This is a genomic window from Methylophilus sp. Q8 (assembly GCF_000800115.1).
Classification (GTDB): domain Bacteria; phylum Pseudomonadota; class Gammaproteobacteria; order Burkholderiales; family Methylophilaceae; genus Methylophilus.
Window position 1 is genome coordinate 1763736 of the sequence record NZ_JUHE01000001.1, and the last position, 26173, is coordinate 1789908.

Annotated in this window: 26 protein-coding genes; 22 read left to right on the forward strand and 4 right to left on the reverse strand. The window is 50.7% G+C overall.

Features of this window, described 5'->3' with window-relative positions; genetic code table 11:
• Positions 1 to 2: 2 nt before the first annotated feature.
• The 18 genes from GQ52_RS08640 to GQ52_RS08720 all read left to right on the forward strand — a co-directional run bounded on the left by GQ52_RS08640 (position 3) and on the right by GQ52_RS08720 (position 18359).
• Positions 3 to 989: a MucB/RseB C-terminal domain-containing protein gene (locus tag GQ52_RS08640; RefSeq protein WP_200884051.1), complete on the forward strand. Its 987-nt coding sequence runs from the start codon at positions 3 to 5 to the stop codon at positions 987 to 989.
• 206 nt (positions 990 to 1195) lie between these two features.
• Positions 1196 to 2614, forward strand: coding sequence for a DegQ family serine endoprotease (locus GQ52_RS08645; RefSeq protein ID WP_047516819.1), 1419 nt, complete (start codon positions 1196 to 1198; stop codon positions 2612 to 2614).
• Between the two features lie 191 nt (positions 2615 to 2805).
• Positions 2806 to 4599 carry a translation elongation factor 4 gene (gene lepA, locus GQ52_RS08650; RefSeq protein WP_019883131.1) on the forward strand — a complete coding sequence of 598 codons (1794 nt, stop codon included), beginning with the start codon at positions 2806 to 2808 and terminating at the stop codon, positions 4597 to 4599.
• 36 nt (positions 4600 to 4635) lie between these two features.
• The gene (gene lepB, locus GQ52_RS08655) at positions 4636 to 5451 is read left to right on the forward strand and encodes a signal peptidase I (RefSeq protein ID WP_019883129.1); all 816 of its coding nucleotides are present in this window, start codon (positions 4636 to 4638) and stop codon (positions 5449 to 5451) included.
• 49 nt (positions 5452 to 5500) lie between these two features.
• The gene (locus GQ52_RS08660) at positions 5501 to 5854 is read left to right on the forward strand and encodes a DUF4845 domain-containing protein (protein WP_019883128.1); all 354 of its coding nucleotides are present in this window, start codon (positions 5501 to 5503) and stop codon (positions 5852 to 5854) included.
• Between the two features lie 22 nt (positions 5855 to 5876).
• A complete protein-coding gene (gene rnc / locus GQ52_RS08665; protein WP_047516821.1) occupies positions 5877 to 6548 on the forward strand; it encodes a ribonuclease III in 672 nt (223 codons plus the stop codon).
• Positions 6545 to 7450 carry a GTPase Era gene (gene era, locus GQ52_RS08670; RefSeq protein WP_019883126.1) on the forward strand — a complete coding sequence of 302 codons (906 nt, stop codon included), beginning with the start codon at positions 6545 to 6547 and terminating at the stop codon, positions 7448 to 7450. The genes rnc and era overlap by 4 nt, the downstream gene beginning before the upstream one ends.
• A 28-nt stretch (positions 7451 to 7478) precedes the next feature.
• Positions 7479 to 8231: a DNA repair protein RecO gene (gene recO, locus GQ52_RS08675; protein WP_081979331.1), complete on the forward strand. Its 753-nt coding sequence runs from the start codon at positions 7479 to 7481 to the stop codon at positions 8229 to 8231.
• Positions 8232 to 8958: 727 nt separating this feature from the next.
• Positions 8959 to 9687, forward strand: coding sequence for a pyridoxine 5'-phosphate synthase (gene pdxJ, locus GQ52_RS08680; protein ID WP_047516827.1), 729 nt, complete (start codon positions 8959 to 8961; stop codon positions 9685 to 9687).
• Positions 9688 to 9718: 31 nt separating this feature from the next.
• A complete protein-coding gene (acpS, locus tag GQ52_RS08685) occupies positions 9719 to 10108 on the forward strand; it encodes a holo-ACP synthase (RefSeq protein WP_047516830.1) in 390 nt (129 codons plus the stop codon).
• On the forward strand, positions 10105 to 10890 hold the full coding sequence (locus GQ52_RS08690; RefSeq protein ID WP_047516833.1) for a ThiF family adenylyltransferase: 786 nt from the start codon (positions 10105 to 10107) through the stop codon (positions 10888 to 10890). The genes acpS and GQ52_RS08690 overlap by 4 nt, the downstream gene beginning before the upstream one ends.
• A 251-nt stretch (positions 10891 to 11141) precedes the next feature.
• The gene (locus tag GQ52_RS08695; protein WP_200884052.1) at positions 11142 to 12119 is read left to right on the forward strand and encodes a class 1 fructose-bisphosphatase; all 978 of its coding nucleotides are present in this window, start codon (positions 11142 to 11144) and stop codon (positions 12117 to 12119) included.
• 12 nt (positions 12120 to 12131) lie between these two features.
• The gene (fba, locus tag GQ52_RS08700; RefSeq protein WP_019883118.1) at positions 12132 to 13166 is read left to right on the forward strand and encodes a class II fructose-bisphosphate aldolase; all 1035 of its coding nucleotides are present in this window, start codon (positions 12132 to 12134) and stop codon (positions 13164 to 13166) included.
• A gap of 80 nt (positions 13167 to 13246) precedes the next feature.
• Complete coding sequence (gene tpiA / locus GQ52_RS08705; RefSeq protein WP_024930810.1) at positions 13247 to 14077, forward strand: triose-phosphate isomerase; 831 nt, start codon at positions 13247 to 13249, stop codon at positions 14075 to 14077.
• Positions 14078 to 14142: 65 nt separating this feature from the next.
• Positions 14143 to 14235: a DUF2256 domain-containing protein gene (locus GQ52_RS14345; RefSeq protein WP_232411656.1), complete on the forward strand. Its 93-nt coding sequence runs from the start codon at positions 14143 to 14145 to the stop codon at positions 14233 to 14235.
• Positions 14232 to 15776 carry a cryptochrome/photolyase family protein gene (locus GQ52_RS08710; protein ID WP_047516839.1) on the forward strand — a complete coding sequence of 515 codons (1545 nt, stop codon included), beginning with the start codon at positions 14232 to 14234 and terminating at the stop codon, positions 15774 to 15776. The genes GQ52_RS14345 and GQ52_RS08710 overlap by 4 nt, the downstream gene beginning before the upstream one ends.
• A 66-nt stretch (positions 15777 to 15842) precedes the next feature.
• Positions 15843 to 17885: a polyphosphate kinase 1 gene (ppk1, locus tag GQ52_RS08715; RefSeq protein ID WP_019883111.1), complete on the forward strand. Its 2043-nt coding sequence runs from the start codon at positions 15843 to 15845 to the stop codon at positions 17883 to 17885.
• 9 nt (positions 17886 to 17894) lie between these two features.
• Positions 17895 to 18359 (forward strand): histidine phosphatase family protein, encoded by a 465-nt coding sequence (locus GQ52_RS08720; protein ID WP_019883110.1) that lies wholly within the window; start codon positions 17895 to 17897, stop codon positions 18357 to 18359.
• Positions 18360 to 18400: 41 nt separating this feature from the next.
• Here the strand turns inward: GQ52_RS08720 and GQ52_RS08725 are convergent, their stop codons facing one another.
• Entirely contained in the window at positions 18401 to 18898 is a 498-nt protein-coding gene (locus GQ52_RS08725) for a hypothetical protein (protein WP_047516842.1), read from the reverse strand.
• A 143-nt stretch (positions 18899 to 19041) separates the two neighbouring features.
• Between GQ52_RS08725 and GQ52_RS08730 the strand changes: the two genes are divergently transcribed.
• Positions 19042 to 19662, forward strand: a complete 621-nt coding sequence (locus GQ52_RS08730) for a ParA family protein (RefSeq protein ID WP_019883106.1) — start codon at positions 19042 to 19044, stop codon at positions 19660 to 19662.
• Between the two features lie 38 nt (positions 19663 to 19700).
• Positions 19701 to 19946, forward strand: a complete 246-nt coding sequence (locus GQ52_RS08735; RefSeq protein WP_019883105.1) for a hypothetical protein — start codon at positions 19701 to 19703, stop codon at positions 19944 to 19946.
• Positions 19947 to 20009: 63 nt separating this feature from the next.
• Here the strand turns inward: GQ52_RS08735 and GQ52_RS08740 are convergent, their stop codons facing one another.
• Both GQ52_RS08740 and GQ52_RS08745 read right to left on the reverse strand, forming a co-directional pair.
• Positions 20010 to 21488: an exopolyphosphatase gene (locus GQ52_RS08740; RefSeq protein ID WP_047516845.1), complete on the reverse strand. Its 1479-nt coding sequence runs from the start codon at positions 21486 to 21488 to the stop codon at positions 20010 to 20012.
• A gap of 18 nt (positions 21489 to 21506) precedes the next feature.
• A complete protein-coding gene (locus GQ52_RS08745; protein WP_024930816.1) occupies positions 21507 to 21779 on the reverse strand; it encodes a hypothetical protein in 273 nt (90 codons plus the stop codon).
• 165 nt (positions 21780 to 21944) lie between these two features.
• Between GQ52_RS08745 and GQ52_RS08750 the strand changes: the two genes are divergently transcribed.
• Complete coding sequence (locus GQ52_RS08750; protein WP_047516847.1) at positions 21945 to 22631, forward strand: hypothetical protein; 687 nt, start codon at positions 21945 to 21947, stop codon at positions 22629 to 22631.
• A 660-nt stretch (positions 22632 to 23291) separates the two neighbouring features.
• Here the strand turns inward: GQ52_RS08750 and GQ52_RS08755 are convergent.
• Positions 23292 to 23924 carry a hypothetical protein gene (locus GQ52_RS08755; RefSeq protein WP_019883097.1) on the reverse strand — a complete coding sequence of 211 codons (633 nt, stop codon included), beginning with the start codon at positions 23922 to 23924 and terminating at the stop codon, positions 23292 to 23294.
• A gap of 267 nt (positions 23925 to 24191) precedes the next feature.
• Between GQ52_RS08755 and htpG the strand changes: the two genes are divergently transcribed.
• On the forward strand, positions 24192 to 26105 hold the full coding sequence (gene htpG / locus GQ52_RS08760) for a molecular chaperone HtpG (RefSeq protein ID WP_047516850.1): 1914 nt from the start codon (positions 24192 to 24194) through the stop codon (positions 26103 to 26105).
• Positions 26106 to 26173: the final 68 nt, after the last annotated feature.

Sequence of the window (26173 nt, forward strand, 5' to 3'; positions counted from 1 at the left end):
GTATGTCACCTAAGTTTGATTTCCTTCGGGCGTTTGATTTCCGTCGAGCGCTCTTGCCTGTCTTGTGTCTGGCTGCCATCAGCCAGTCTGCTTTTGCCGAAGAAGATCTTTGGGCAACCATGCAGAAAACCGCTTCTGCCGCCCGCGAGTTAAATTATCAGGGGCTGTTTGTTTATCACAACGGCGCGATGATACGCTCGGTGCAGATTACCCATATTTATGAAGGCGGACGCGAGTTCACCCGCAATGTGGTGCTGGACGGGCGGCCGCGCGAAGTCTTCAGTGAAGGCGATGATATCGTCATCTTCAATGCCAAAAATGACAAAGTCGTGATTGAAAAGCGGCGCGGCCAAAACCTGTTTCCGGCCATGTTGCCCACACAGTTATATCCCCTCAAGCAAAATTACAAACTGAAGTTTGTTGGCCAGGAGCGCATTGCCGGACGATTGGCGCAAGTCATCGATATGGTGCCGAATGACAACCTGCGTTATCAGTATCGGATCTGGTCTGATGCTGAATATGGCTTGTTGCTCAAAATGAGCATGCTCGATATGCAAGGCCATACGCTGGAACAGATTGGTTTTAACCAGGTGGCAATGCTGCACACCAAAGACCTTGACTGGTTTCAGCCCAAAATCGATGCGACCAAACCTTATGTGATGGATGACACCACCGATTTGACACACACGGTGGATAATCTGGTCGTGGCTAATTTGCCCGCGGGTTACAAAAAAGTGGATCAAATCCAGTTGAAAGTGCCGGGCAGGACTGCGCCTGTGCAGCAATTGATTTTCTCAGATGGTCTGGCATCCGTATCGCTATTTGTGGAGCCGATGGTCAAAGGCATGCAGCCGCGTGTTGGCAAGAAAACCATGGGATCGACCAATGTCTATGCGCATGTGTTAAATGGCTACCAGTTGGTGGTCGTGGGCGAAGTGCCTGCGCAAACGGTTGAGCAAATCGCTCAACAGGTGACGTTTAAAAAATAATTTCATGCCTGGTCAGTGGTTCAATTGCAAAGATTGATCGTTCCCAGGCCTCATGACATGGTGCGCAACCACTCTCCCCACAACTTGTATTTCTCTGCAGCGTCGCCATGTAATGAGGGTGACGCTTTCCAGTGTCAATATGCCCGTGCTGTGTTTCATGGCATGGCGTAAAAGATTTTTTTAATCATTAAATGGTAGGAATAATCATGATGAAACGATGGATTTCTGGCGTGATGTTAGCGTGTGCGGTCACAATCGCCATGCCAGTGGTGGCCGTAGAGGCCAAAGACTTGCCTGATTTTACTGAATTGGCGGAAAAACAAGGGCCGGCGGTGGTCAATATCAGCATTACTTCTGTAGTGCATGGTGGCAATATTGGCTTCCCTGGTATGCCGAATGACGAAAATCTGCAAGAGTTTCTGCGTCGCTTTGGTATCCCCGGGATGCCTGGCGGGCAAGGCCAAGATGGTGGTCAGGACTATAAAACGCAGTCCTTGGGCTCTGGTTTTATTATCAGTGCCGATGGCTATATTCTTACCAATGCGCATGTGGTGAATGAGGCCGATGAAGTGTTGGTCAAGCTGTATGACAAACGTGAATTCAAGGCGAAAATCATCGGTGCGGATAAGCGTACCGATGTGGCGCTGATTAAAATTGAAGCGACTGGCTTGCCTAAAGTGACCGTCGGTGACCCGAACGCATTGAAAGTCGGCGAGTGGGTGGCGGCCATTGGTTCGCCGTTCGGCCTTGAAAACACCATGACCGCCGGTATTGTGAGTGCCAAAGGCCGCGCACTGCCACAAGAGAATTATGTGCCGTTTATTCAAACTGACGTCGCGATTAATCCGGGTAACTCAGGTGGTCCGCTGTTTAACCTGCGTGGTGAGGTCGTGGGTGTGAACTCGCAGATATATAGTAAAAGCGGCGGTTCCATGGGCTTGTCTTTCAGTATCCCGATTGATGTCGCCATTGATATTTCCAATCAGCTCAAAGCCACTGGCCGCATTGCACGTGGCTGGTTGGGTATCGGTATTCAGGAGGTGACCAAAGACCTGGCTGACTCGTTCGGCCTCAAGCAAACCAGCGGTGCTTTGATCGCAGGCATTGAGAAAAACAGCCCGGCGGATAAAGGCGGTTTAGAAGCGGGCGATATTATTCTCAAGTTTGATGGCAAGCCAATTACGACTTCGAGTGATTTGCCACGTGTGGTGGCCACCACCAAGCCAGGCAAAGTGGTGCCCGTGGAAATTGTGCGCAAAGGTGCCAACAAAACGCTGCAATTGGGCGTGGGCGAAATGCCTAGCGAGCAACCTGAGGTGGCCGCGTCCAGCAAAGAGCCGGTCAAGCCTGAGGCGAATAAAATTGGCCTGACCTTGCGTGAGCTCACTGCGTTGCAGAAGAAAAAGCTTAATGGTAAAAATGGCCTGCTGGTGATTGAAAGCAGTGGTGCTGCGGCGCAAGCCGGTATCCGTCGCGGTGATGTGATTCTTGGCTTGAATAACAATGAAAGCCAAAGCGTGGATGCGTTTAACAAGCAGATTAATGCGGTGGCTGCCGGTAAAACAGTGGCGGTATTGGTGCAGCGTGGTGAAAACACCTTGTACGTGCCGATTAAAATCAAGTAAGAGCTGTGGTGATGTTGCAAAAAGACAGGGCAGCCTGTCTTTTTGTTTTTTTAAAGGCCGGGAATTCACGCTGCCTGCCTGGGCCTGGACGGAAAATAAATCACTGATATTCATGCATTTGTTGTAAAATGCACCCCATTTGAAAGGCGCTTCAAGCGCCTTTCTTGCTTGTAAATAACGCATAACTGAACATGAAAAATATTCGTAATTTTTCGATCATTGCCCACATTGACCACGGCAAATCGACACTGGCAGACCGCATTATTCAATTATGCGGTGGCCTGGAGGCGCGCGAAATGGAAGCGCAAGTGCTCGATAGCATGGACATCGAACGTGAGCGTGGCATTACTATCAAGGCGCAAACCGCAGCCTTGCAATACAAAGCCAATAACGGTGAAATTTATCAGCTCAACCTGATTGATACCCCCGGTCACGTCGACTTTAGCTACGAAGTGAGCCGCTCGCTGTCTGCCTGTGAGGGCGCTTTGCTGGTGGTGGATGCCTCGCAAGGCGTAGAGGCGCAAAGTGTGGCCAACTGCTATACCGCGATTGATCTGGGTGTCGAAGTGACGCCTATCCTCAACAAGATTGACTTGCCCTCTGCGGACCCGGCGCGTGTCTCGCAAGAAATTGAAGATGTCATCGGCGTCGATGCGACGGATGCCGTGCGTTGTTCGGCCAAAACTGGCGAAGGCGTGCGCGACGTGCTGGAAGAAGTTGTCGCCAAGGTGCCACCGCCAGTCGGTGATATTGATGCACCGTTGAAAGCCCTGGTGATTGACGCCTGGTTTGATAACTATGTGGGCGTAGTCATGCTGGTGCGCGTGGTGGATGGTTCGTTGAAGGCCAAGGAAAAGATCCGCCTGATGGCGACTGGCGCTGAGTATTTGTGTGAACAAGTGGGTGTGTTTACGCCTAAATCGGTACAGCGCACGCAATTAAGCGCCGGTGAAGTGGGCTTTATTATTGCTGGCATTAAAGAGTTGGCAGCAGCCAAAGTTGGTGACACGGTAACCTTAGCTGGCAAGCCTGCAGCAGCGCCATTGCCTGGCTTTAAAGAAGTGAAGCCACAGGTGTTTGCAGGTTTGTATCCGGTGGAGTCCAACCAGTTTGAATCCTTGCGTACTGCACTGGAAAAACTGAGTTTGAATGACTCCAGCTTGCAGTTTGAGCCGGAAAACTCGACTGCGCTGGGTTTTGGCTTCCGTTGCGGCTTTTTGGGTTTGCTGCATATGGAGATCGTACAGGAGCGCCTGGAGCGCGAGTACGACATGGATTTGATTACCACTGCGCCTACAGTGATTTATGAGCTGTTACTGAGAAGTGGTGAAGTAGTACAAATCGAAAACCCGTCACGCTTACCCGAGCCTTCCCGGGTTGAAGAAATTCGTGAGCCCATGATTGTGGTGAACTTGCTGATGCCACAAGACTATGTGGGCCCAGTGATGACCTTGTGTAATAACAAGCGCGGTATCCAGCGCAATATGCAATACATGGGCCGCCAGGTCATGTTGAGCTACGAGATGCCGTTGAATGAGGTGGTGCTGGATTTCTTTGATAAGCTGAAGTCAGTCTCACGTGGCTATGCCTCCATGGACTACGAGTTTCTTGAGTTCCGTGCTGCGGACCTGGTCAAGCTGGATATTATGGTCAACGGCGAGCGTGTTGATGCATTAAGCCTGATTGTGCACCGCGCCAATAGCTTGTATCGCGGCCGTGAACTGGTGTCTAAAATGCGCGAATTGATACCACGCCAGATGTTTGATATTGCGATTCAGGCGTCGATTGGTGCAAACATTATTGCGCGTGAAACGGTGAAGGCCATGCGTAAAAATGTGATTGCCAAATGTTATGGTGGTGATATCACGCGTAAGCGCAAGTTGCTGGAAAAACAAAAAGAAGGTAAAAAGCGTATGAAGCAGGTGGGTAACGTGGAAATTCCACAAGAAGCCTTCCTTGCCATCTTGCGTGTAGAAGATAAATAGTCACTTTTAGTGCAATAGCTTACTCAGGAAACAAGCATGTATTTTGCAATCTTTATGTTGGTGATTTTGCTGGTCTCAGGCGTGATCTGGCTGCTGGATATTCTGGTCTTGCGCAAACAACGCCAGGCGGGTGCATTGGGCGATGTCGCCGACCCATGGTATGTGGAATACAGTAAAAGCTTTTTCCCGGTGATTTTGCTGGTATTTATGGTGCGCTCGTTTGTGGTCGAACCATTCAAGATTCCATCCGGTTCCATGATGCCAACCCTGCTGGCAGGCGATTACATCCTGGTCAACAAATTCACTTACGGTTTGCGCGTGCCTATTATCAATAACGTGTTTTACCCGGTGAGCCTGCCCAAGCGTGGTGATGTATTTGTGTTTCATTACCCGCCTGACACTTCGATTGACTACATCAAGCGTGTAGTGGGTTTGCCAGGCGACAAAATCCAGTATCGCGACAAGCAGTTAACAATTAATGGCAAAGTGATTAATCTTGATTTTGTGCAACCATATCAATATGCACTCAATGTGAATGACGAAAGCGGCAATGCGCGCGCGGTGGATGTGACTGCGTCACGCTTGAGCGAGCAGCTGGGCGACGTCAAGCATGATGTATTGATTCATGACATCATGAACCAGTATAGCCCTGGTAGCGCGGGTGACCGCCTGATGCAGGGAGAAACGATTACTGTGCCGGCAGGTGAGTATTTCGCCATGGGCGATAACCGTGATAACAGCTCAGATAGCCGCGTGTGGGGCTTTGTCGCAGAAAAACATCTGGTCGGCAGAGCATTCTTTATCTGGTTTAATTTTGACCAATGGCGCCGTATCGGGCAAAGTATTGGTTAAGTGCACGGCGAGCCGTGTGGAAAAAGACATCTTCTTGAGGGATAGCACAATGAATGACTCAAAGAGCGCTCACCAACACGGCATCGGTTTGATCGGCTTTTTGCTGATTCTGACCGCATTTGGCATCCTGGGCACGGTAGCCCTCAAGGCGTTGCCTGCTTACATGGAGTACTATTCTATCCAGGCCACGGTGAACCGCATTGCGCACGACCCTTTATTGCAAAATGACAGCGATGTGCGCACCGCGTTTGATCGCCAGATGCAGGTGGACAGTATCCATGACGTGACTGGTCGCGATTTGGACATCAGCGGCGGCGTTGTGGCCATGCGCTACCAGAAAAAGATTGCACTGACAGATACCATGACATTGTTGATCGACTTTGATGCTGCCAGCAAACCTTAATGGCTGGCTTGATCGCACCTAAATGAACGCACTCCCAGTATTACAAACAAGAATTAGCTACAGCTTTACGCAGCCTGCCTTACTGCAACAAGCGCTCACCCACCGCAGTTTTTCTGCCACCAATAACGAGCGTCTGGAGTTTTTAGGCGATAGCGTGCTCAACTTTATTATTGCGCACCAGTTGTTTAATTTATTTCCAAATTTGCCCGAGGGTGATTTAAGCCGTTTGCGCGCAAAGCTGGTGCGCGAGGCCAGCCTGGCTGAAATTGCCGCCGACCTGCATTTGGGTGACGCACTCAAGTTGGGCGAAGGTGAGCTCAAAAGCGCCGGTTGGCGCCGCCCCTCGATTCTGGCTGATGCGCTGGAGGCGATTGTTGGTGCGGTTTACCTGGATGGCGGCTTTGAGGCGGCCCAGCAAGTGGTCGCATTGCTGTATCGCGACAAGCTGCAAACCATAGATCCCAAGGCGATTGATAAAGACGCCAAATCGCAATTACAAGAATATCTGCAAAGCAAGAAAATGGACCTGCCGGAGTATCAGGTAGTTTCTATCGAAGGCGAGGCGCATGCGCAAAGCTTCACCGTGCAGTGTTTTATTAAAAAACTCAAGCTGACCACCACCGGGGTGGGCACCAGCCGCCGTGTGGCGGAGCAACAAGCGGCCAAATTGGCCATGGACGAGATTCAATCATGACAGAAGACATTACCCCCGCTGCAGACGATTTTCGTTGTGGTACCGTTGCCATCGTTGGTCGCCCCAATGTCGGTAAATCCACACTGCTAAATCATATTTTAGGCATGAAGCTGGCGATTACTTCGCGTAAGGCGCAGACCACGCGCCATCGCCTGCTGGGCATTCATACCACAGACGATACCCAGTTCCTGTTTGTGGATACGCCTGGCTTTCAGCAAAAACATATCAACGCGCTCAATAAAACACTTAACAAAACCGTCACCCAGGTGCTGACCGAAGTCGACGTCGTGCTGTTTGTGATTGAGCCGATGAAATTGGGCGAAGCTGATGAAATTGTGCTCAAGCTGCTGCCAAAGAACAAACCGGTGTTGCTGGTCGTCAACAAGGCAGACCTGATGGGCGATAAAGGTAATTTATTGCCCTTGATTCAGGACTTTGACCTGCTGTTTGATTTCGCAGGCATTATTCCAGTCAGTGCCAAAAAGAGCCTGTATCTGGATGAGTTACTGTCCGCAGTGCGCGAGCATTTGCCTGAGCAGCCAGCGATGTATGCCGAAGATGAGCTCACCGATAAAAATGAGCGCTTTCTGGCGGCCGAACTGGTCCGTGAAAAAATCTTCCGCCTGCTGGGTGACGAAGTGCCTTACTCGGTGACGGTTGAAATTGAAAAGTTTGAAACCGTCAAAAACCTGCGCCGTATTTTTGCCGCCATTATTGTCGACAAAGACAGCCAAAAGCCGATGATCATTGGTAAAGGTGGCGAAAAGCTCAAGCAAATTTCTACCGAAGCGCGTCAGGATATGGAAAAACTGTTTGGCTCCAAAGTCTACCTGGAAACCTGGGTCAAGGTGAAGGGCGGCTGGGCCGATGATGCGCGCGCATTGAAGAGCCTGGGTTTCTAGTAACACTTGATTCTACTGGCATCAACATATGGCAGTAAAACCTCCCGATTCCGGAAGCCACAAGCAATCTCAGCAACCGGTTTTTATTCTTCACACCTATCCCTTTAAAGAAACCAGTCTCGTGGTTGAAATGTTCAGCCGCGACCTGGGGCGCATTGCGGCCGTGGCTAAAGGCGCACGGCGCCCACTCTCGGCCATGCGCGGCATGCTGCAATCTTTCCAGCAGTTGGCCGGTACCTGGTCAGGTAAAAACGAACTCAAAACGCTACATGAATTAGAGTGGATGACAGGCCTCACCCTCCTCAGAGGCGATGCCCTAATGTGTGGCTTTTACATGAACGAACTGCTATTGCGCCTATTGCCGCGCGATGACGCCCATGCACAGTTGTTTGAATATTACGCACAAACCATACAGTTGTTGTCTACCTTGCAGCAAGATGCGAGCAATGGCCAGCTCGCCGAAATCCTGCGCCGGTTTGAACTCAAGATGTTGCAGGAGCTCGGCTATGCCGTACCGCTCACGCATGACGAAAACGGTGAGATTATCCATGCGGATGAAACCTATCGCTTCGAAGCAGATTATGGTGCTTGCTCGCCATCGGCAACCCGCAATGGTTTGTTGATACAAGGTGCAACGCTGCTGGAAATGGCGCGGGGTAACTACTCGAATGTGACGACGCAGTCGCAAAGCAAGCAATTGATGCGCTATTTGTTGCAGCATTATTTGGGCGAGAAGCCGTTGCATACCAGGCAGTTGTTGGTGGATTTACAGGGGTTTTAGTTTGGATCGTTTCGCCTTTTCGGCGAGTTACTTTTCTTTGCTTGCCCAAAGCGAAGACTATTCTATGATCGATCTATTTCGTCTCTCGACGACCATTCTTTCTTATGCTTGTCCATAAGAAAGAAGGCAAAGAACAAGACACCCCAACTTCCGCTTGTTTCCTGTGCTACTCGGCTTGTCGGGCGGCAATCAAAAACTCGCTCCTTTGGAGCTCAAACAGTTGCTTGCCGACTACTCCCGCCAACCCTGCGTTGCTCGGCGCGGCAGATGGGGACCCCGAACACCAGGCGAGCGCAACTATTAGTGCTCTTAACAAACCAATCTGTTTTTTGAACCGTTCAGATTTCTACAATGTGAGTTTGGCGAGATCAATCCCATTCCATCACGCTGAGTAGCGGAGACAAAATAAGGAAGAAGGGAGCGACTGTTTGAGCTCCGCGGCAGCTTGTGCAGTGTACAAGCTGCTAGGGCGAGTTTCGTGACCGCTTATTTTGTTGAGCAACGCAAGGGAGCCGTAGGCCGTGATGGCTGGGTGTCTTCCTCTTTGGTTACTTTCTGCGGGACAAGCACCAGAAAGTGACTCGCCGACAAGGCGAAAAGCAACGCTCAATGATTAGAATGTCTTGTAAACCCCAACAAGGATATCTTTCTATTTTTCGCATGATTAATTTGGTTTACCATAATCAACAGTTAGAATATTGTCATTCATCCAATTACAAAGAGAACTATGTTAAAACTAGGCGTCAATATTGACCACGTCGCAACGATTCGTCAGGCGCGTGGCACCAAATATCCAAGCGTTGTGCAAGCTGCACTGCGCGCTGAGCAGTCTGGTGCAGACAGCATTACCTTGCATTTGCGCGAAGACCGTCGCCATATGCAGGATGCTGATATTTTTGCTTTACGCCCTTTGTTGCAAACCAAAATGAACCTTGAGTGTGCGGTCACTAGCGAGATGATCGATATCGCCATTCAGGTCAACCCGCAAGACGTTTGCCTGGTGCCTGAGCGCCGTGAGGAGCGCACGACCGAAGGCGGTTTGGATGTGCTCACACACTACGCCAAAGTTGAGCATGCGGTTAAAAAACTGTCTGATCAAGGCATACGTGTGTCACTGTTTATCGCGCCGGATCTGGCGCAGATTGATGCGGCTGCCAAAATGGGCGCGCCGGTGATTGAGTTGCATACCGGTACCTTTGCCGATGCTGATACAGAAAAAGATCAGTTGGATGAACTGGAGAAAATCGACGCCGCGCTCAAACATGCGAAAGCGGCGGGTCTGGTAGTTAATGCCGGTCATGGCTTGCATTATCACAATGTGCATCATATTGCGCGCCTGCCAGGCTTTGAGGAACTCAATATTGGTCATGCCATTGTGGCGCATGCCCTGTTTGTGGGGTGGGATAATGCGGTGCGTGAAATGAAGGCGCTGATGAAAGAGTTTTCACCAAAATGATGCGACTAAACCTGTATTGTCAGGAGTATCGATGATTTACGGCATAGGCACAGATATTGTCGAAGTTGAACGGATCGAGGCGTCACTCGATCAGTTCGGTGACAGCTTTGCCAAACGTATTCTGGCACCCAGTGAGTGGTCTGACTATGAAGCGAGTAAACTCAAGGCACGTTTTCTTGCTAAACGCTTTGCCGCAAAAGAAGCTTTTGCCAAGGCGATAGGTACCGGCATTCGCGGCGATGTCAGCTTTCAGAATATTGCAGTCACCCACGATGCGCTAGGGAGACCCTTGTTGCAACTGTCATCAACACTGCAGGCCTTTCTCAAACAACACCATATTTATCAGTCGCATATCAGCATCAGTGATGAAAAAAACCTGGCACTGGCTTATGTCGTGCTGGAAACGACCCAAACAGCATGACAGCAGACGAGTTAGTGGATAGCCAGCGCCGTTTTAGCGGCGTGCGCCGTTTGTATGGCGAGCAGGGCTTGGCCAATTTGCAGCAAGCGCATGTGTTGGTCATTGGCATTGGTGGTGTGGGATCGTGGACGGTAGAAGCCCTGGCGCGCAATGCGGTGGGCAAGTTGACCTTGGTGGATCTGGATAATATTGCCGAGTCGAACATCAACCGCCAGATTCATGCGCTGGAGGATACGCTAGGCAAGGCCAAAGTGACGGCCATGCGTGAGCGCATTGCGGCGATTAATCCATTGTGTGAGGTGCTTGAAGTTGAGGATTTTGTGACACCTGAAAACCTCGCTTCACTGTTGGTTGATGCACCGGATATGGTGGTGGATTGCATGGATGATACCAAGGCCAAAATCGCCCTGGCGGCCTATTGCAGGCAGCAGCAATTGCCGTTGGTGATGGTCGGTAGTGCAGGTGGCAAGCTCGATGCGACGCGCATTCGCCTGGCTGACCTGGCGCATGTGCAGGGCGATCGCATGCTGGCGAAGGTCCGCAACCAGTTACGTCGGGATTATGGTTTCCCCAAGGCTTCTGATCACAAGAAGTCGGCCAAATTCGGCATTGTTGCCGTGTACTCAGATGAGCCGGTCGAGCGACCTGAAGAGGCTTGTGAAACATCGACAGCAGGACTGACAGGCCTCAACTGCGCAGGTTACGGTTCCAGTATTTGCGTGACGGCCACCGCTGGTTTTGTGGCGGCACAACAGGCCATTGGGCAATTGATCACGCTTTAACACTCGCAGTTTATAAGCATAGGCTTGGCCCACCGCAAGCAAATCAGGTTGAACAATGTGGGAATAGCAGCGTCTACTTTAAAAAGTCAGGCATAAACATTGCATGTTTGCAGGTATCAATCGCACGGAGGTCGTCCGTACTCACTTTAAATACGCTAGTTTTCAGCCTGTCATCATGACTTCAAGCCCTGGCGCTATCAGTTACAGTGTCATATGGCCCAAGTACGCTTAATCCATCAAAGGTGATTGCCATGCAATTGGATGTGTTTTTAAAGAAGGTTTCTGTCAACCATGCCTTGAATGTGCTGATCTGGCATATTGCCGAGGCGGGGATTGAAATTGCTGCGCTGATCAAGCAAGGGGCATTGGAAGGGGTCACGGAAAAAATGACCAGTACCAATGTGCAAGGCGAAACACAGATGCAGCTGGACATTCGTAGCCACGAGGTGGCCGCGGCACACCTGCGCGCTTCGGCAGTGGTGGCTGGCGTATTGTCAGAAGAAGTAGATGCGCCGGTCTTGTTTGAAACGCTGGATGCACCATTTCTGGTTAGTATGGATCCTCTGGATGGCTCTTCTAACCTGGCGATTAATGGCGTCGTCGGCAGTATTTTCTCGGTCATTCCTAATATCGGCGTGGCCACGCTGGGTGATCAGGCCTTTTTGCAGCCAGGGCAAGATCAGCGTGCCGCGGCCTATATCATGTATGGCCCGGCCACTTTGCTGGTACTCACCATTGGCCAGGGCACACATGTGTTTACGCTGGATCAGCACAGCCAGTCATTTGTATTAACGCAACAAACTGTACAGGTTGGTGAGGAAACCTCAGAGTTTGCCATTAACGCCAGCAATCAGCGCTATTGGCAACCCGGGGTACAGCGCTATATTACTGAATGCCTGCAAGGCAGTGAGGGGCCGCGTGGGCGTGACTTTAATATGCGCTGGTGTGCCAGTATGGTGATGGATGTGCACCGTATTCTGACGCGCGGTGGTGTGTTTTTGTATCCGCGCGATAGCAAGCAGCCGGTCAAAGCGGGCCGCTTAAGATTATTGTACGAGGCTAACCCCATGAGTTTGCTGGTGACGCAGGCTGGTGGGGCAAGCATAGACGGGCTGGAAGATGTGCTGGCCCTTCAGCCGACGGCATGTCATCAGCGTGTGCCGGTATTGTTAGGCGCTAAACAGGAAATCCAGCGCTTGCGTGATTACCATCAGCAAGCTTCACAATAAAAGGAGTATGACATGGCATTGATTTCGCTCAGGCAACTACTCGACCACGCCGCAGAACACAGCTATGGCCTGCCTGCATTTAATATTAACAATATGGAGCAGATTCTCTCCATTATGAAGGCGGCTGACGAAGTCGACAGTCCGGTCATTTTGCAAGCTTCGGCAGGGGCCCGCGGTTATGCCGGGGAGTCTTTTCTACGCAAAATGGTTGAAGCCGCGATTGAGCAATATCCGCATATTCCCATTTGCATGCATCAGGATCATGGCGCTTCGCCCAAGGTCTGCCAGATGGCCATTCGCAGTGGCTTCTCTAGTGTGATGATGGATGGCTCGCTTAAAGAAGATGGCAAAACGCCTGCGAGTTATGAATACAACGTTGAAGTGACGCGACGTGTGGTCGAGTTTGCGCATGCGGTCGGCGTGTCGGTTGAGGGCGAGCTGGGCGTGCTGGGCTCATTGGAAACCGGTATGGCAGGCGAAGAAGATGGGGTAGGTGCAGAAGGTAAACTGGATGAGTCACAGTTGCTGACTGATCCGGATGAAGCGGCTGCGTTTGTCGAAGCGACCAAAGTCGATGCACTAGCCATTGCCATTGGTACCAGCCATGGCGCTTATAAGTTTACGCGCCCGCCCTCAGACGATACGCTGTCGATTGAACGTATTCGTGAAATCCATGCCAAAATCCCTAACACGCATCTGGTGATGCATGGTTCGTCCAGTGTGCCGCAATCCTTGCTGGAGCAAATTCGGCATTATGGCGGCAATATCAAGGAAACCTATGGCGTGCCGGTGTCACAGATTGTAGAAGGCATTAAAAATGGCGTGCGCAAGGTTAATATTGATACTGATATTCGCTTGGCGATGACGGCGGCGATTCGTGCCTATATGGTCGAGCATCCTGAGGAGTTCGATCCACGCAAATATTTCAAAGAAGCGACCACGGCAGCACAGCATTTGTGTAAAGAACGCTTTGAGGCCTTTGGTAGTGCCGGACAAGCGAGTAAGATAAAGGTAATTACACTGGAAAAAATGGCAGCCATTTACTAGCTGCATGACATGACCGTGAGTGAAATAGCCTAAAAAAAAGCAATTATAAATTGAGGGGGCATGAGTAAAGGAATCCCATCATGCGAGAAAAATTAGTCATTGGTAACTGGAAGCTGCACGGCGGCTTGCTTGAAAATCAAGGCTTGCTGAACAGGCTCAAGCAAGAGTTGCACGACCTGGATGGCGTAGCGACAGCTGTGTGTTTACCTTATGTATACTTGTATCAGGCGCAAGACTTGCTGCAAGACTCCTCGATTGCCTGGGGTGCGCAAAACGTTAGCCAGTTTACTGAAGGCGCGTTTACCTCCTGCATTTCGGCCAAAATGGTGGCCGAGTTTGGTTGTAGCTATACCATTATCGGTCATTCTGAACGGCGTGCTCTCAAACTTGAAAGTAACCAGGTGGCCACCAAGCGCCTGCTTAATGCCTTGCATGCCGGGCTGACGCCTATTTTTTGTGTCGGTGAAACCCAGGATGAGCGCGATGGCAATATGGCCGAGCTCATTGTGCGCAACCAGATGCTGAACGTGGTGTATGGCCTCGATGATGAAGCCTTCGCACTGGCCAAAAAATTCAATATGGTCATCGCTTATGAGCCAGTATGGGCGATTGGCACTGGCGAGCACGCCACGCCTGAGCAGGCACAACGCATGCATGCATTTATCCGTATGATGATTGCCGAACGCGACCGCGAGTTTGCCGAGCAGATTCGTATTGTCTATGGCGGCAGTATGGCGCCTGAAAATGCGCACAGCTTACTCAGTATGCCGGATATTGACGGTGGCTTATTGGGCCGTGCTGCACTGGTTGCTGAAGATTTTGTTGATATCTGCAGAATCGCCAGCCGTTGCTACCAGCAAAAAACGGTGGTCCGTGAATCATCGGCAGCCATCCCCGTTTTTGAGGTATGACGGTTGCCTTTAAAGGCAACAAAAGTAGCCTGCCAACAAAACTCTGCCAGCAATGTGGCAAACCAATGACCTGGCGAAAAGCCTGGGCGAATAACTGGGATCAGGTCAAATATTGCTCTGAGCGCTGCCGTCGTGCATTGCAAAAACACGCCATATGAGAAACCTGGTCATTATCCTCGGTGACCAGCTCACGCTGGATAACCCTGCCTTAGACCACTTTGATCCGACGCAAGACCTGATTGTGATGGCTGAAGTCATGCATGAAGCAAATCATGTATGGTCTCACCGACAGCGCATTACCTTGTTTTTATCTGCCATGCGCCACTTTGCAGAGAGGTTGCGGGCACAAGACTATCCACTGGTTTATTTTCAGCTAGACGCACATCCTTATCCTGATTTAGCGACCGTTTGGCAGACTGTATTGCAGCAGTACCAGCCACAGGCAATCAAGGTCTGCGAACCTGGTGATTGGCGCATCTGGCAAAGTCTGCAAGCGGTGGCTGACCAGCACGCAGTGCCTCTACATGTGCTGCAAGATACACATTTCATGAGTAGTATCGACCAGTTCCGGCGTTGGGCAGCCAAATACAGCGAAAAAAACACTTCTTTGCGGATGGAGTTTTTTTATCGTGGCATGCGTAAAAAATATCATATTCTTATGGACGGCGAGGAACCTGCAGGCGGCAGCTGGAACTTTGATCATGACAACCGTCAATCGCTGGGCAAGCTCGGCCCGCAAGCACTTTCACAGCCGCCGGTGTTTACGCCAGATGCCATCACGCAAGCAGTCATGGTCCTGGTGAATGAACGGTTTGCCGATCACCCAGGTGCGCTGGCGTCTTTTACCTGGCCAGTGACGCGTGAGCAAGCACTCACCTTGCTCACACATTTTGTCCAGGAAAAGTTAGCGCAGTTTGGCCCATATCAAGATGCCATGTGGCAAAACCAGCCATATTTGTGGCATTCACTACTCGCTTCGGCCATGAATCTCAAGTTACTCAATCCGCGTGAAGTCATCGCCGCTGCCGAGCAGGCGTATGTTGATGGCCGCGCCTCATTAGCAAGTGTCGAAGGGTTTATTCGCCAGGTGTTGGGTTGGCGAGAGTTTGTGCGCGGTGTGTATTGGCTGGAAATGCCAACACTTAAATCGGCGAACTATTTCCAGCATGCACTGGATTTGCCAAACTGGTTCTGGACCGGGCAGACGCAGATGCAATGTTTATCGCAGTGTATAGGCCAAACCTTGCAAACTGGCTATGCGCATCATATTCAACGCCTGATGGTGATCGGCTTGTTTTCGACACTGGCGCAACTGTCGCCGCAACAGGTCTCAGCATGGTTTTTGGCCGTTTACGTCGATGCCGTGGAATGGGTAGAGTTGCCCAATGTTGCTGGCATGGCGCTATATGCCAATGGGGGCCGCTTTACCAGCAAGCCCTATATCGCCAGTGGTGCCTATATTCAGCGCATGAGTAATTATTGTACGGGATGTCGTTATGATCCAAAACAAAAAACCGGTGATCGGGCTTGTCCATTCACAACGCTTTACTGGGGTTTTTTAATCAGACACGAGGCTTTGCTGGCTGCGAATCCGCGTACACGTTTAATGGTCAAGCATATTGCCACCATGCCTGAAGAAGAGCGATTGGCGATTGCTGCATTTGCTGAGCAGCGATTGCAACAATTGGCAGACCTGTAATGCTTGCTCGTGTAATTTCACAAAACTGTCACAATAGACACTGGTTCAGTGGATACAATAATCGCCATGAAAAACACCACGCCCGCTCTGCTTGACAGAGATCTTAGCATTCTCAGTTTTAATGCCCGTGTACTGTCTTTGGCGCAACGAGAGGACTATCCTTTACTCGAGCGTTTGCGCTTTTTATGTATCGTTTCTAACAACCTCGATGAGTTCTTTGAAGTGCGCATGCCATTACAGATGGAGGCGTATCAGCAAGGCGTGACCAGTGGCCCGGTATCTGCCTCTACCTGCGAACAAGTCGCCACCATGGCACAGGCGCTGGTGGCACAACAATATCAGTTGTTTAATGATGCACTGATGCCCGCCCTGGCGAAAGAAAGTGTGCACCTGGTGTCTGGCGGTGTGCGTACGCCGGAGCAAACCACCTGGGTTTCTAACTACTTCAAACGTGAAGTGCTGCCATTCTTGATGCCGGTATCGCTGGATCCGTCGCATCCTTTTCCGCAGGTGGCCAATAAGTCGCTGAATTTCATTGTGCGCATTGCCGTCGACGATGAGGAAAAAATTGCCATTGTACGTGTGCCGCGTGTGGTGCCCCGGCTGCTGCAATTGCCGCCGTCTATCAGCAAAGGCGAGCAATGCTTTGTGTCGTTGACCAGTATTATCCGCGCGAATCTGGAGGTGTTGTTTCAAGGCGCCAGTATCCTGCATTTCTCCCAGTTCCGTGTGACGCGTAATAGTGATCTTGAGGTGGATGAGGATGATGTGATCAATTTGCGCACGGCCTTGCGTGAAGAGCTTGCACATCGCCAATATGGTGAAGCGGTGCGCCTGGAAGTCACGCAGGAGTGTGATGACAGGCTTGCCGAGTTTTTGCTTAAGCAGTTTAATTTGCCGCCGCTCGCCCTTTACCGCGTCAACGGGCCGGTCAATCTGGGGCGTTTGATCCAGTTGCCAGATATGGCCAAGGGCGATCACCTCAAGTTCGTGCCTTTCCAGCCGCACTGGCCGCGACATATCAAACGCAATACCTCTTTGCTGGCGCAGATGCGTGAAAAAGACCTGCTGATTCACCAACCATACGAGAGCTTTGAAGTTGTCATCCAGCTACTGGAAGAAGCGGTCAAAGACGATCAGGTATTAGCCATCCGCATGACGATTTACCGCACAGGTGCAGATCCACGCATGTTGCGTTTGCTGCAGGAGGCGGTGCGTCGCGGTAAAGAAGTGCTGGTGGTGGTGGAGCTCAAAGCGCGCTTTGATGAAGAGGCAAATATTAACTGGGCCGAAGCCTTGGAGTCGGTTGGTGCGCAAGTGGTGTATGGCGTCGTAGGTTTGAAAACTCATGCCAAGATGTTGTTGATCATGCGTCGCGAAGGTAAAAGCATTCATCGTTATGGCCATCTTTCTACCGGTAACTACAATCCAAAAACGACACGTCTATACACAGACTGGAGCATGTTAACCGCTGATGCTAACCTGACGCGCGAAATGGAAACAGTGTTCCGTCACCTGACCAGCGAGTTGCCGATTCCGGCCCTGAAGCATTTGCTGGTGGCGCCATTTACCCTGCAAAACAGCATGATCAAACAGCTGGAGAAAGCACAGCGTCTGGCCAAGCAAGGCAAACCGGCCAGGGTGATTGCCAAAATGAACGCCTTGACGGATGTGCCGCTGGTCGCCGCTTTAATGAAGGCCGCCAGCGCTGGTGTTGAGATTGACTTGATTGTGCGCGGTGCCTGCATACTGCCGGTGGACTCACCGGCCGTGAAAGGCCGTATCCGCGTGCGTTCTATCGTCGGGCGTTTGCTCGAGCATTCGCGTGTGTTTTATTTTGAGCTGGATGGGCAAGTGCAGATGTGGTTATCCAGCGCGGACTGGATGAGCCGTAATATGATGCGGCGGGTAGAGCTGGCCTGGCCGATTAAAGATCCGGCCATGCAAAGCCGCATTTATCAGGAAAGCCTGCAGCTTTACCTGCAAGATAATAAGGATGCCTGGCAATTGGCAGAAAAAGGCCAATATGTGCCAGTCGCACAACAAGCACTGGATGCCGAACCGCTGTCTTGCCAGAACCTGTTATTGCAACAATATCATTCCATGTAGCCCCGCGTGATGTCAGTGAAAAATTTGATTTTATGGCGTCATGCCGAAGCCGAAGTGTTATTGCATGGCGCCTCTGACCTTGAGCGCGCCTTGACCAAAAAAGGGCATAAACAGGCCAAACAAATGGCCGGCTGGCTCAAGAAGTATTTACCAAAGCAGACCTATGTGCTGGTGAGTCCTGCTGTGCGTACGCGTGAAACCGTGGCTTATTGGGGCGATGATTGGCAGGAAGATAGTCGACTGGCGCCTGAAAGGCCGTTGGAGCCTTTATTACAGTTGCTGGCGCAAAGCCCATTCGAGACTGTGATGCTGGTCGGCCACCAACCCTGGATAGGCGAACTGGCCGCGCAGAGCCTGGGTATGCCGGATGGGCAGATCAGTATTAAAAAAGGTGCTGTATGGTGGTTACGGCTGCCAAAATCGGGGCCACCCTACAAACTATATAGTGTGCAAAGCCCCGATTTGATTGAATAAGCTGAGTGCTGTGATCTGGCTTAAGCCAAATTCAGTGTGAGCTATTTCTTTGGCCTGCCAGTTTTAATCGTCGGCACGGTTGCCAGGGTGGCTTTTAAGGTAGCGTCGTCCATGGCCGATAATAACTTAAGCCCGGCTCTTAATAGCTCGCTTTTCTTCGCTGGTTTGGCCAGGCCTTCCAGGCGTTTTTTCAAGGCAGCGATTTGTGCGTACTCTTCTTTAGGCATGGTGAAGCTGTCGCGCTCCATTTTGACCTTGCTGGCTTTAGGTTTGTCTTTTTCAACGGCTGTCGCGGTTTTATTCACAACTTTAATCGCAGAAGCGGGCGTCACTTTTTTTGCAGCTACCGCTGTTTTTGCGACTGCTTTTGCAATTGGTTTGACCGCAGGTTTGGCTGTTGCCGGTTTTACAGCTGTCGTTGGTTTTGCAGCAGGTGTTGTCGCAACTGCTTTAGTGGCGACTGGCTTGGCTGGGCTTGCTGCTTTGGCTGTAGCTGGTTTGTTAGCGCTCAAGGGTTTGGCGACTGGTTTGCTGGCCATGTGTTTCTCCTGAATTGATATTGTGAAAACAGTTTATACCGTTTTTTGTTGACGTCAATTGTCATAAATATTTCATATTAATATGGTGTTATAGAGGCTGTTTTTCATGACAAAATGCAACACCTTTAATCGGGGAGTATGAGATGCGCAGGGTATTGGTGGCAAATACCAAAGGCGGTTGCGGCAAAACCACTCTGGCCACCAATCTTGCTGGCTATCTGGCGCAACTGGGGCACAAAATTGTGCTGGAAGATATTGACCGGCAGCAATCTTCCGCTGACTGGTTGGCACGCCGACCCTCTCATGTCGCGACGGTGTTTAATGCCGAAGACCTGGGTAAATCTGCCTTGCAGAAAGCCGACTGGGTGATTACTGATTCGCCAGGCGGGCTGCGGGATAAAAAGATTTCTGATGCCGTGACCGAAGCCGATCTGGTGTTGGTGCCCATCGCGCCATCCGCGTTTGATATAGGCGCCACGCAAGACTTTTTAGAGTTGCTGGCCGAAGAGAAAGCCGTGCGCAAGCATAAGACCTTTGTTGGTCTGGTCGGCATGCGCGTGATGCCACGCACACGTTCAGCCGAGCGCCTGCTGGCATTTATGGATGAATCAGGCTTTGCCGTGCTTTCCATGCTGCGCTCATCGCAAATTTATGTGACAGCAGCAGAGGAAGGCTTAAGTATTTTTGAATTGTCGAACAGCTTGAAAGAGGTCGACATTGCGCAGTGGAATCCGGTCACAGACTGGATTTTGCAAAACAGTTAAAGCGAGCCTGTGACAAACAGGGAATCAAAGGGAGTGCTATGAAAGACAAGGTCAATCCAGTGTACCTGGATAAAGTAAAACAATTGAACGCGGATGAGGCAGAGCGTATTTTGTCTCGCATGGGCGGCAAGTTGCCTAAGCGATTTATCAAGGAAAAATTGAGCCAGGAAGAAGCGCTGGCTTTGCAGCTGGAAATCGAAGATGAACAATTGCAAGAGTGGCGCGATAAAGTTGTCAAACTGCGCGAAGAAGATGAAAAGCGCGATAAGAAGAAAAAAGACTGAGTCGTAATCAACGCAATAAAAAAACGGGCATAAGTGCCCGTTTTTTTATTTGGCCATTTTGATTTAGCTGTGCCGGATTTCCAGCTGCCAGCCCAGTTTTTGCCATAACAGGCATTCTTCTTCCAACAGGTAGTGCGTTTGCGGGTGCTGGCTGGCCCACTGTGATGACAGTGCCAGTATAAATTGCTGTTTATGCCGTTCCAGTTGCAAGTGTTTGAGTGCTGGCAGTCGGCGCGAGTGGCAGAAAATCACCGCTAACCGTAATGCCATCAACTGACAGACCAGGTCCTGGTTATCAAAGTCTGCGGCTAGTTTGCGTAATTTACCCTGGTGCCCGAGCACGAGCAGGCTGATGGTATGTAGTTCACTTTGAGCGAACCCCATCAGTTCGGTGTTATCCAGAATATACGCGCCGTGTTTGTTGCAATCCGTATGCGAAATAGCCCAGCCAACTTCATGGCATAGCGCCGCCCAGTGCAATAGCGATTTTTGGCTATCGCAGGCCTGCATGGCACCATAAAAATACAAAGCCAGTTTGCTCACATTGTTGGCGTGATCCATCTCGACGCCAAAGCGTTTGCATAGTCGCACAATCGATGCCGTGCGCAAATCTTCGGTGGCATTGTCTGAGCTCAGCATATCGTACAGCACGCCATGGCGTAGGGCGCCATTAGCCACCATCAGCGTGTCAATTTTTAGCGTGTCAAACACAGCGGTCAAGACGGCCAGCCCGCCACCAATCACGGCACGTCTGTCGTCCTTAAGGCCTTCCATATTGAGGCGGTCGGCGGATTTGGCCTTGATCAGTATTTGTTTCAGCCAGTCCAGTTGTGCACGTTCAATGCGATCTGTGGCAAACCCGGCACCGGCCAATACATCCGCTACTGCGCCTACCGTGCCAGAAGCGCCATACGCCACTTCGGATTGGCCGACGTAACGGCTGGCAATCATGTCGATAATGGATTCGGCAGCAATTTCCGCGCGTTCAAAGTTGCGCTCGCTAAACTGGCCATCGGAAAAATACTTTTGCGACCAGCCAACAGAGCCTAAGCGTAAAGACTCCGTGACATTGGCCTTGAAATGCTGGCCGAGGATAAACTCGGTCGAGCGTCCACCGATATCCACCACCAGCCGCTTTTCATCTGATTGCGGCAACATGCGGCTCACGCCTTGATAAATCAGGCGCGCTTCTTCTACACCCGAAATAATCTCGATCGGATAGCCGAGTACTTTTTGTGCCTGCCTGATAAACTCTTCGCTGTTGGCTGCCTCACGCAAGGTTTGCGTGGCCACGGCACGTACGTGCTCAGGTGGAAACCCTTTCAGGCGCTCGCCAAAGCGCGCCAGGCACTTCAGTCCGCGCTCAAACGCCTGCAGTTTCAGGTTACGGTCTTCATCCAGGTCACCGCCTTGGCGCACGGCTTCTTTTAAGTAGTCGACGCGCAGAATCTGGCCGTCAACGACGCGCCCGATTTCGAGACGAAAACTGTTGGAACCCAAATCTACGGCAGCGAGTTGGGTGTCTTGAGTAATATTTAGCATGCGATAATACGGGGTAGGTTACTTTAGGTAGCGGTTAATGGCCTTGGGGTATTCTGGAAAATAGCGTTCAATCACGCTTAAATCAAAGCTTCTCAAAATACTGGTATTGGATTCACGGTCGAGCAAGAACTGGAAAGAGGCCGCCACCAGCTCGGAAGCGTTGTGCGTGGCATCGAGCAACTGGCCTGCATAATCAGGTTTGACACTGACTTGATGCGTGGTGATGTGCGATCCATGTACGGTGACAGAAAACGAGTTCGGACTGGTTTCAATCACCTCAATATTCGCCATGCTTGCCTCCCCAGACAATTGCTGCAAACAGTATAAATTGTTATGTTGGCAGAGGCCAGTGAAACTAATATGAAAATGAAACCGCATGAGTATGGTTGATTTCATCAAACCGTCATGCCACAAAAATAAGATAAAACAACACTCAATATACCCTAGACACCCTACATGCGTAGCTTATTTTTCCTGATACTTTCACTTTTGATCGCCCCGTGTGCGCATGCCGCCCGCCCGCTGGTGACCGATGATGCCCGTTTGACCAATGCCCATGGTTGCCAGCTCGAAAGCTGGATGCGCAGCTATCAGGGTGGACAAGAGTTATGGGCACTGCCAGCCTGCAACCTCGGTGAGAATTTTGAAATTACCCTGGGTGGGGGCAGCTATCGTAACAATGACGATAACTACCATACTGAAGACTGGGTTGCTCAATTCAAAACGCTATTTAAACCGCTGGAAACCAATGGCTGGGGCATCGGCTTTGCTGCCGGGCGTGTCATGCATCCGGATATTCAGCCTGGGCCCAACCAGCTCGGTAATACTTACTTCTATATCCCGGTCTCTTTTTCACTGCGTGACGACGACGTGATTGTGCATGTCAACGTCGGCATGCTGCGCGACCGGCAGGAAGATCGTAACAAAGTTAATATGGGTGTCGGCTCCGAGTTTAAATTGGGTGGAAAATTCAAAGGCGTGGCTGAAGTGTTTGGTGACCATACGCAAAATCCCTTCTACCAAATGGGCTTGCGTTACTCGCTGGTGCCGGAGGTGTTTCAGATTGATGGCACGGTCGGGCAGCAAGTTAATGGGGATAGTCGGACGCAGTGGTTGTCTATTGGGGTTAGGTGGACACCATAGGGGGTGGTTTTATGGATTTAGAGTAGAAGGTAATTCTTTTCGGTGGTTGTGCTATTTAGGCGTTTTGTTTCGCCTTTTCGGCGAGTTACTTTTCTTTGCTTGCACAAAGAATAAGTAACCAAAAGAAATGCACCCCAACTTCCGCTTGTATCCTGCGCTACTCGAATTGCCGGGCGTCCATCGAAACTCGCCCTGACAAGCCACACAAGACGTGGCTTGTTGCGGAGCTCAAACAGCCGATGGCCGAAAACTCCCGCCAACCCTGCGTTGCTCGGCGCGGCAGATGGGGACCCCGAACACCTAGTGAGTGCCAGCATTAGTGCTCTTAACAAACCAATCTGTTTTTTGAACTGTTCAGAGTTCTACAATGTGAGTTTGGCGAGATAAATCCCATCCCATCACGCTGAGTAGCGGAGACAAAATAAGGGAGAAGGGATCGACTGTTTGAGCTCCGCGGCAGCTTGCGGGGTGTGCAAGCTGCTAGGGCGAGTTTCGTGACCGCTTATTTTGTTGAGCAACGCAAGGGAGCCGAAGGCCGTGATGGCTGGGTGCCCTCCTCTTTGGTTACTTTCTGAGGGGCAAGCATCAGAAAGTGACTCGCCTAGAGGCGAAACAAAACGTTGCCTAGAGTTATCAACGCTTCAATCCACCGATCAAAATCTACTTCAACAAAATAATCCGATTAATCTGCCCCAATCTAAACGCCGTCTTAGTCAATTTGCCCCCTTTTAGTGCTAGTGGCCGAATCGGGCAGGGCGGGATACGCCGCCCATCTTCCAGCAAAGTGTCATCTTCTGCCGTCGATTGCCAAACACCGCCATTGACTGGCCGGAATTGCCAGTGGATGTACCCGACTTTGGCACCCAACTGCAACATTTCGTCACGGTCCGGTGCTTCGCTCACCAGCAACTCACTTTCGAGTTCTTCGTCATATTTGCCAAACGCCTGTTTGCAGGCTAGGGCTTCATGTTCACTGGCGCCGACATAGGTGCAGGCGCGATGTTCTTCGCGTTGCACGTCCCAGGCGCCTAATTGCCAGGCGGCGTCGAGTACGGCTTCTTCGACCACTTCAGGCTGCCGCCAGCGGTCATTGATCTGCAAGGCTGAGCCTGGGACTGGCTGCAGGATGGGTTTGAGCATCGGCAGGGCGGGTGTGGGCTGTTTGCGAAAACCATGCCAATGCAACATGAGTAGCAAAGGCGTATCTGCACGCGGGACGGCGGTCAGGGTGACTGCGTATAGGGGCAGTTTCATGACCTGCATTTGCTCGATTAAGGTGTGAAAGAGATTCATACATTGCTCTCCTGACCGGGTCTTTGAACAAAGAATGCTGCTTTAATCAATCCCTAGCAAAAAGCATGCAAATAAATGCATCTCAAATGCCTGAAAAAGCATGGATTTTAATGACTGTCTGCCAGACGCAGGCGGCTGATTCAGGACTTAAATAATGGATTGGTTGGCGGATGACGCAGCTTTCACAATTCCCCTCTTGAAAAACGGTTTTTATTTCCCCATCTAAACGTAAATTTTTGTGTTCAACCCGTTTTTGGAGAAATTGTCATGACGACAGCGACAGCAGAATCGCAATCTAAACAGACCATGGGCTTTCAGGCCGAGGTCAAACAATTACTACAATTGATGATTCACTCGCTCTATAGCAACAAAGAGATCGTGTTGCGCGAGTTGATTTCCAACGCATCGGACGCGGCTGATAAGTTGCGTTTTGAGGCTATCTCTAACGGCAGCCTGTATGAAAACGACAGCGAGTTAAAGATCAACATCACGTTTGATAAAGACGCAGGTACGCTGACCATTGCCGATAACGGTATCGGCATGCGCCGCGAAGAGGTGATTAACAACATCGGCACCATTGCCAAATCTGGTACCAAAGAGTTCTTCCAGAACCTGACCGGTGATCAAGCCAAAGATGCCAACCTGATTGGCCAGTTTGGCGTGGGCTTTTACTCCAGCTTTATCATTGCCGACAAAGTGACGCTGATTACACGCCGTGCCGGTGAAGCCGAAGCCATTAAATGGGAGTCCGGCGGTGAAGGGGATTTCACCATTGAAACCACTGAAAAAGCCGGTCGCGGTACTGAGGTTGTTTTGCATCTGCGTGAAGGCGAAGATGAGTTCCTCAATGACTGGAAACTGAAAACCATTATCCGCAAATATTCCGACCATATCACTTTGCCTATCGTCATGAAGAAATCCGAATGGAAAGATGGCGAGAATGGCGAAGGCGGCCAGATGGTGACTACCGATGAAGATGAAACCATCAATAAAGCCTCGGCGTTGTGGGCGCGTAGCAAGAGCGACATCACTGAAGAGGAATATAACGAGTTTTATAAACACGTTTCGCATGATTACGAAAATCCGCTGGCGTATACGCATAGCCGCGTAGAGGGCAAGCAAGAGTACATTTCATTGCTGTATGTACCAGGCAAAGCGCCGTTTGACTTGTATGACCGTGATCGCCGCCAGGGCATCAAGTTGTATGTGAAGCGTGTATTTATTCTGGAAGATGCGGAAAAGCTGATGCCGCAATACCTGCGCTTTGTGCGCGGCGTGATTGACTCAGCCGATTTGCCGTTGAACGTGTCGCGCGAGATTCTGCAAGACAGCCGCGATGTGGAAGCGATTAAAAATGGCTCAGTGAAAAAAGTATTGAGCCTGCTTGAAGACGTAGCCGAAAACAAACCGGAAGACTACGCCAAGTTCTGGAACGAGTTTGGCCGTGTATTGAAAGAAGGTCCGGGCGAAGATTTTGCCAATAAAGACAAAATCGCCGGCTTGTTGCGCTTTGCCTCTACGTATGCGGACACTGAGACGCAAAACGTGTCGCTGAACGATTACATTGGCCGCATGAAGCCGGAGCAAGAGGCGATTTACTACATCACGGCCGATACGTTTGCTGCTGCCAAAAACTCACCGCACCTGGAAATCTTCCGCAAAAAAGGCATTGAAGTGTTGCTGATGTCGGACAAGGTAGATGAATGGTTGCTGGGTAGCCTGACTGAGTTTGACGGCAAGAAATTGCAGTCGATTGCCAAAGGCGATCTGGACCTCGGCAAGCTGGAAGATGATGCTGATAAAGAAGCGCAGAAGCAGGTGGAAGAAAATGCCAAAGACCTGGTTGAGCGACTGAAAGCTGCGTTGGGTGACACGGTGAAAGAAGTCAAAGTGACCCATCGCCTGACCGATTCACCTGCCTGCCTGGTGGCTGGTGAGCATGATTTGTCGGGTAACCTGGCGCGTATCTTAAAAGCGGCCGGACAAAAAGCCCCGGATAGCAAACCCGTTTTGGAAATCAACCCGACGCATAGGCTGGTAGAAAAACTGGGCGCGGAAACTGACGATGCCAAGTTTGCCGATTATGCGCATGTGTTGTTTGACCAGGCTTTGTTGGCAGAAGGCGGCCAATTGGAAGATCCAGCCAGTTTTGTGAAGCGGATGAACAGCCTGATTTTGTAATGCATCAGGTCGTTTCAAAAAAGTCCGCTTAGGCGGACTTTTTTATATTTTAAAGTTATAAATATATT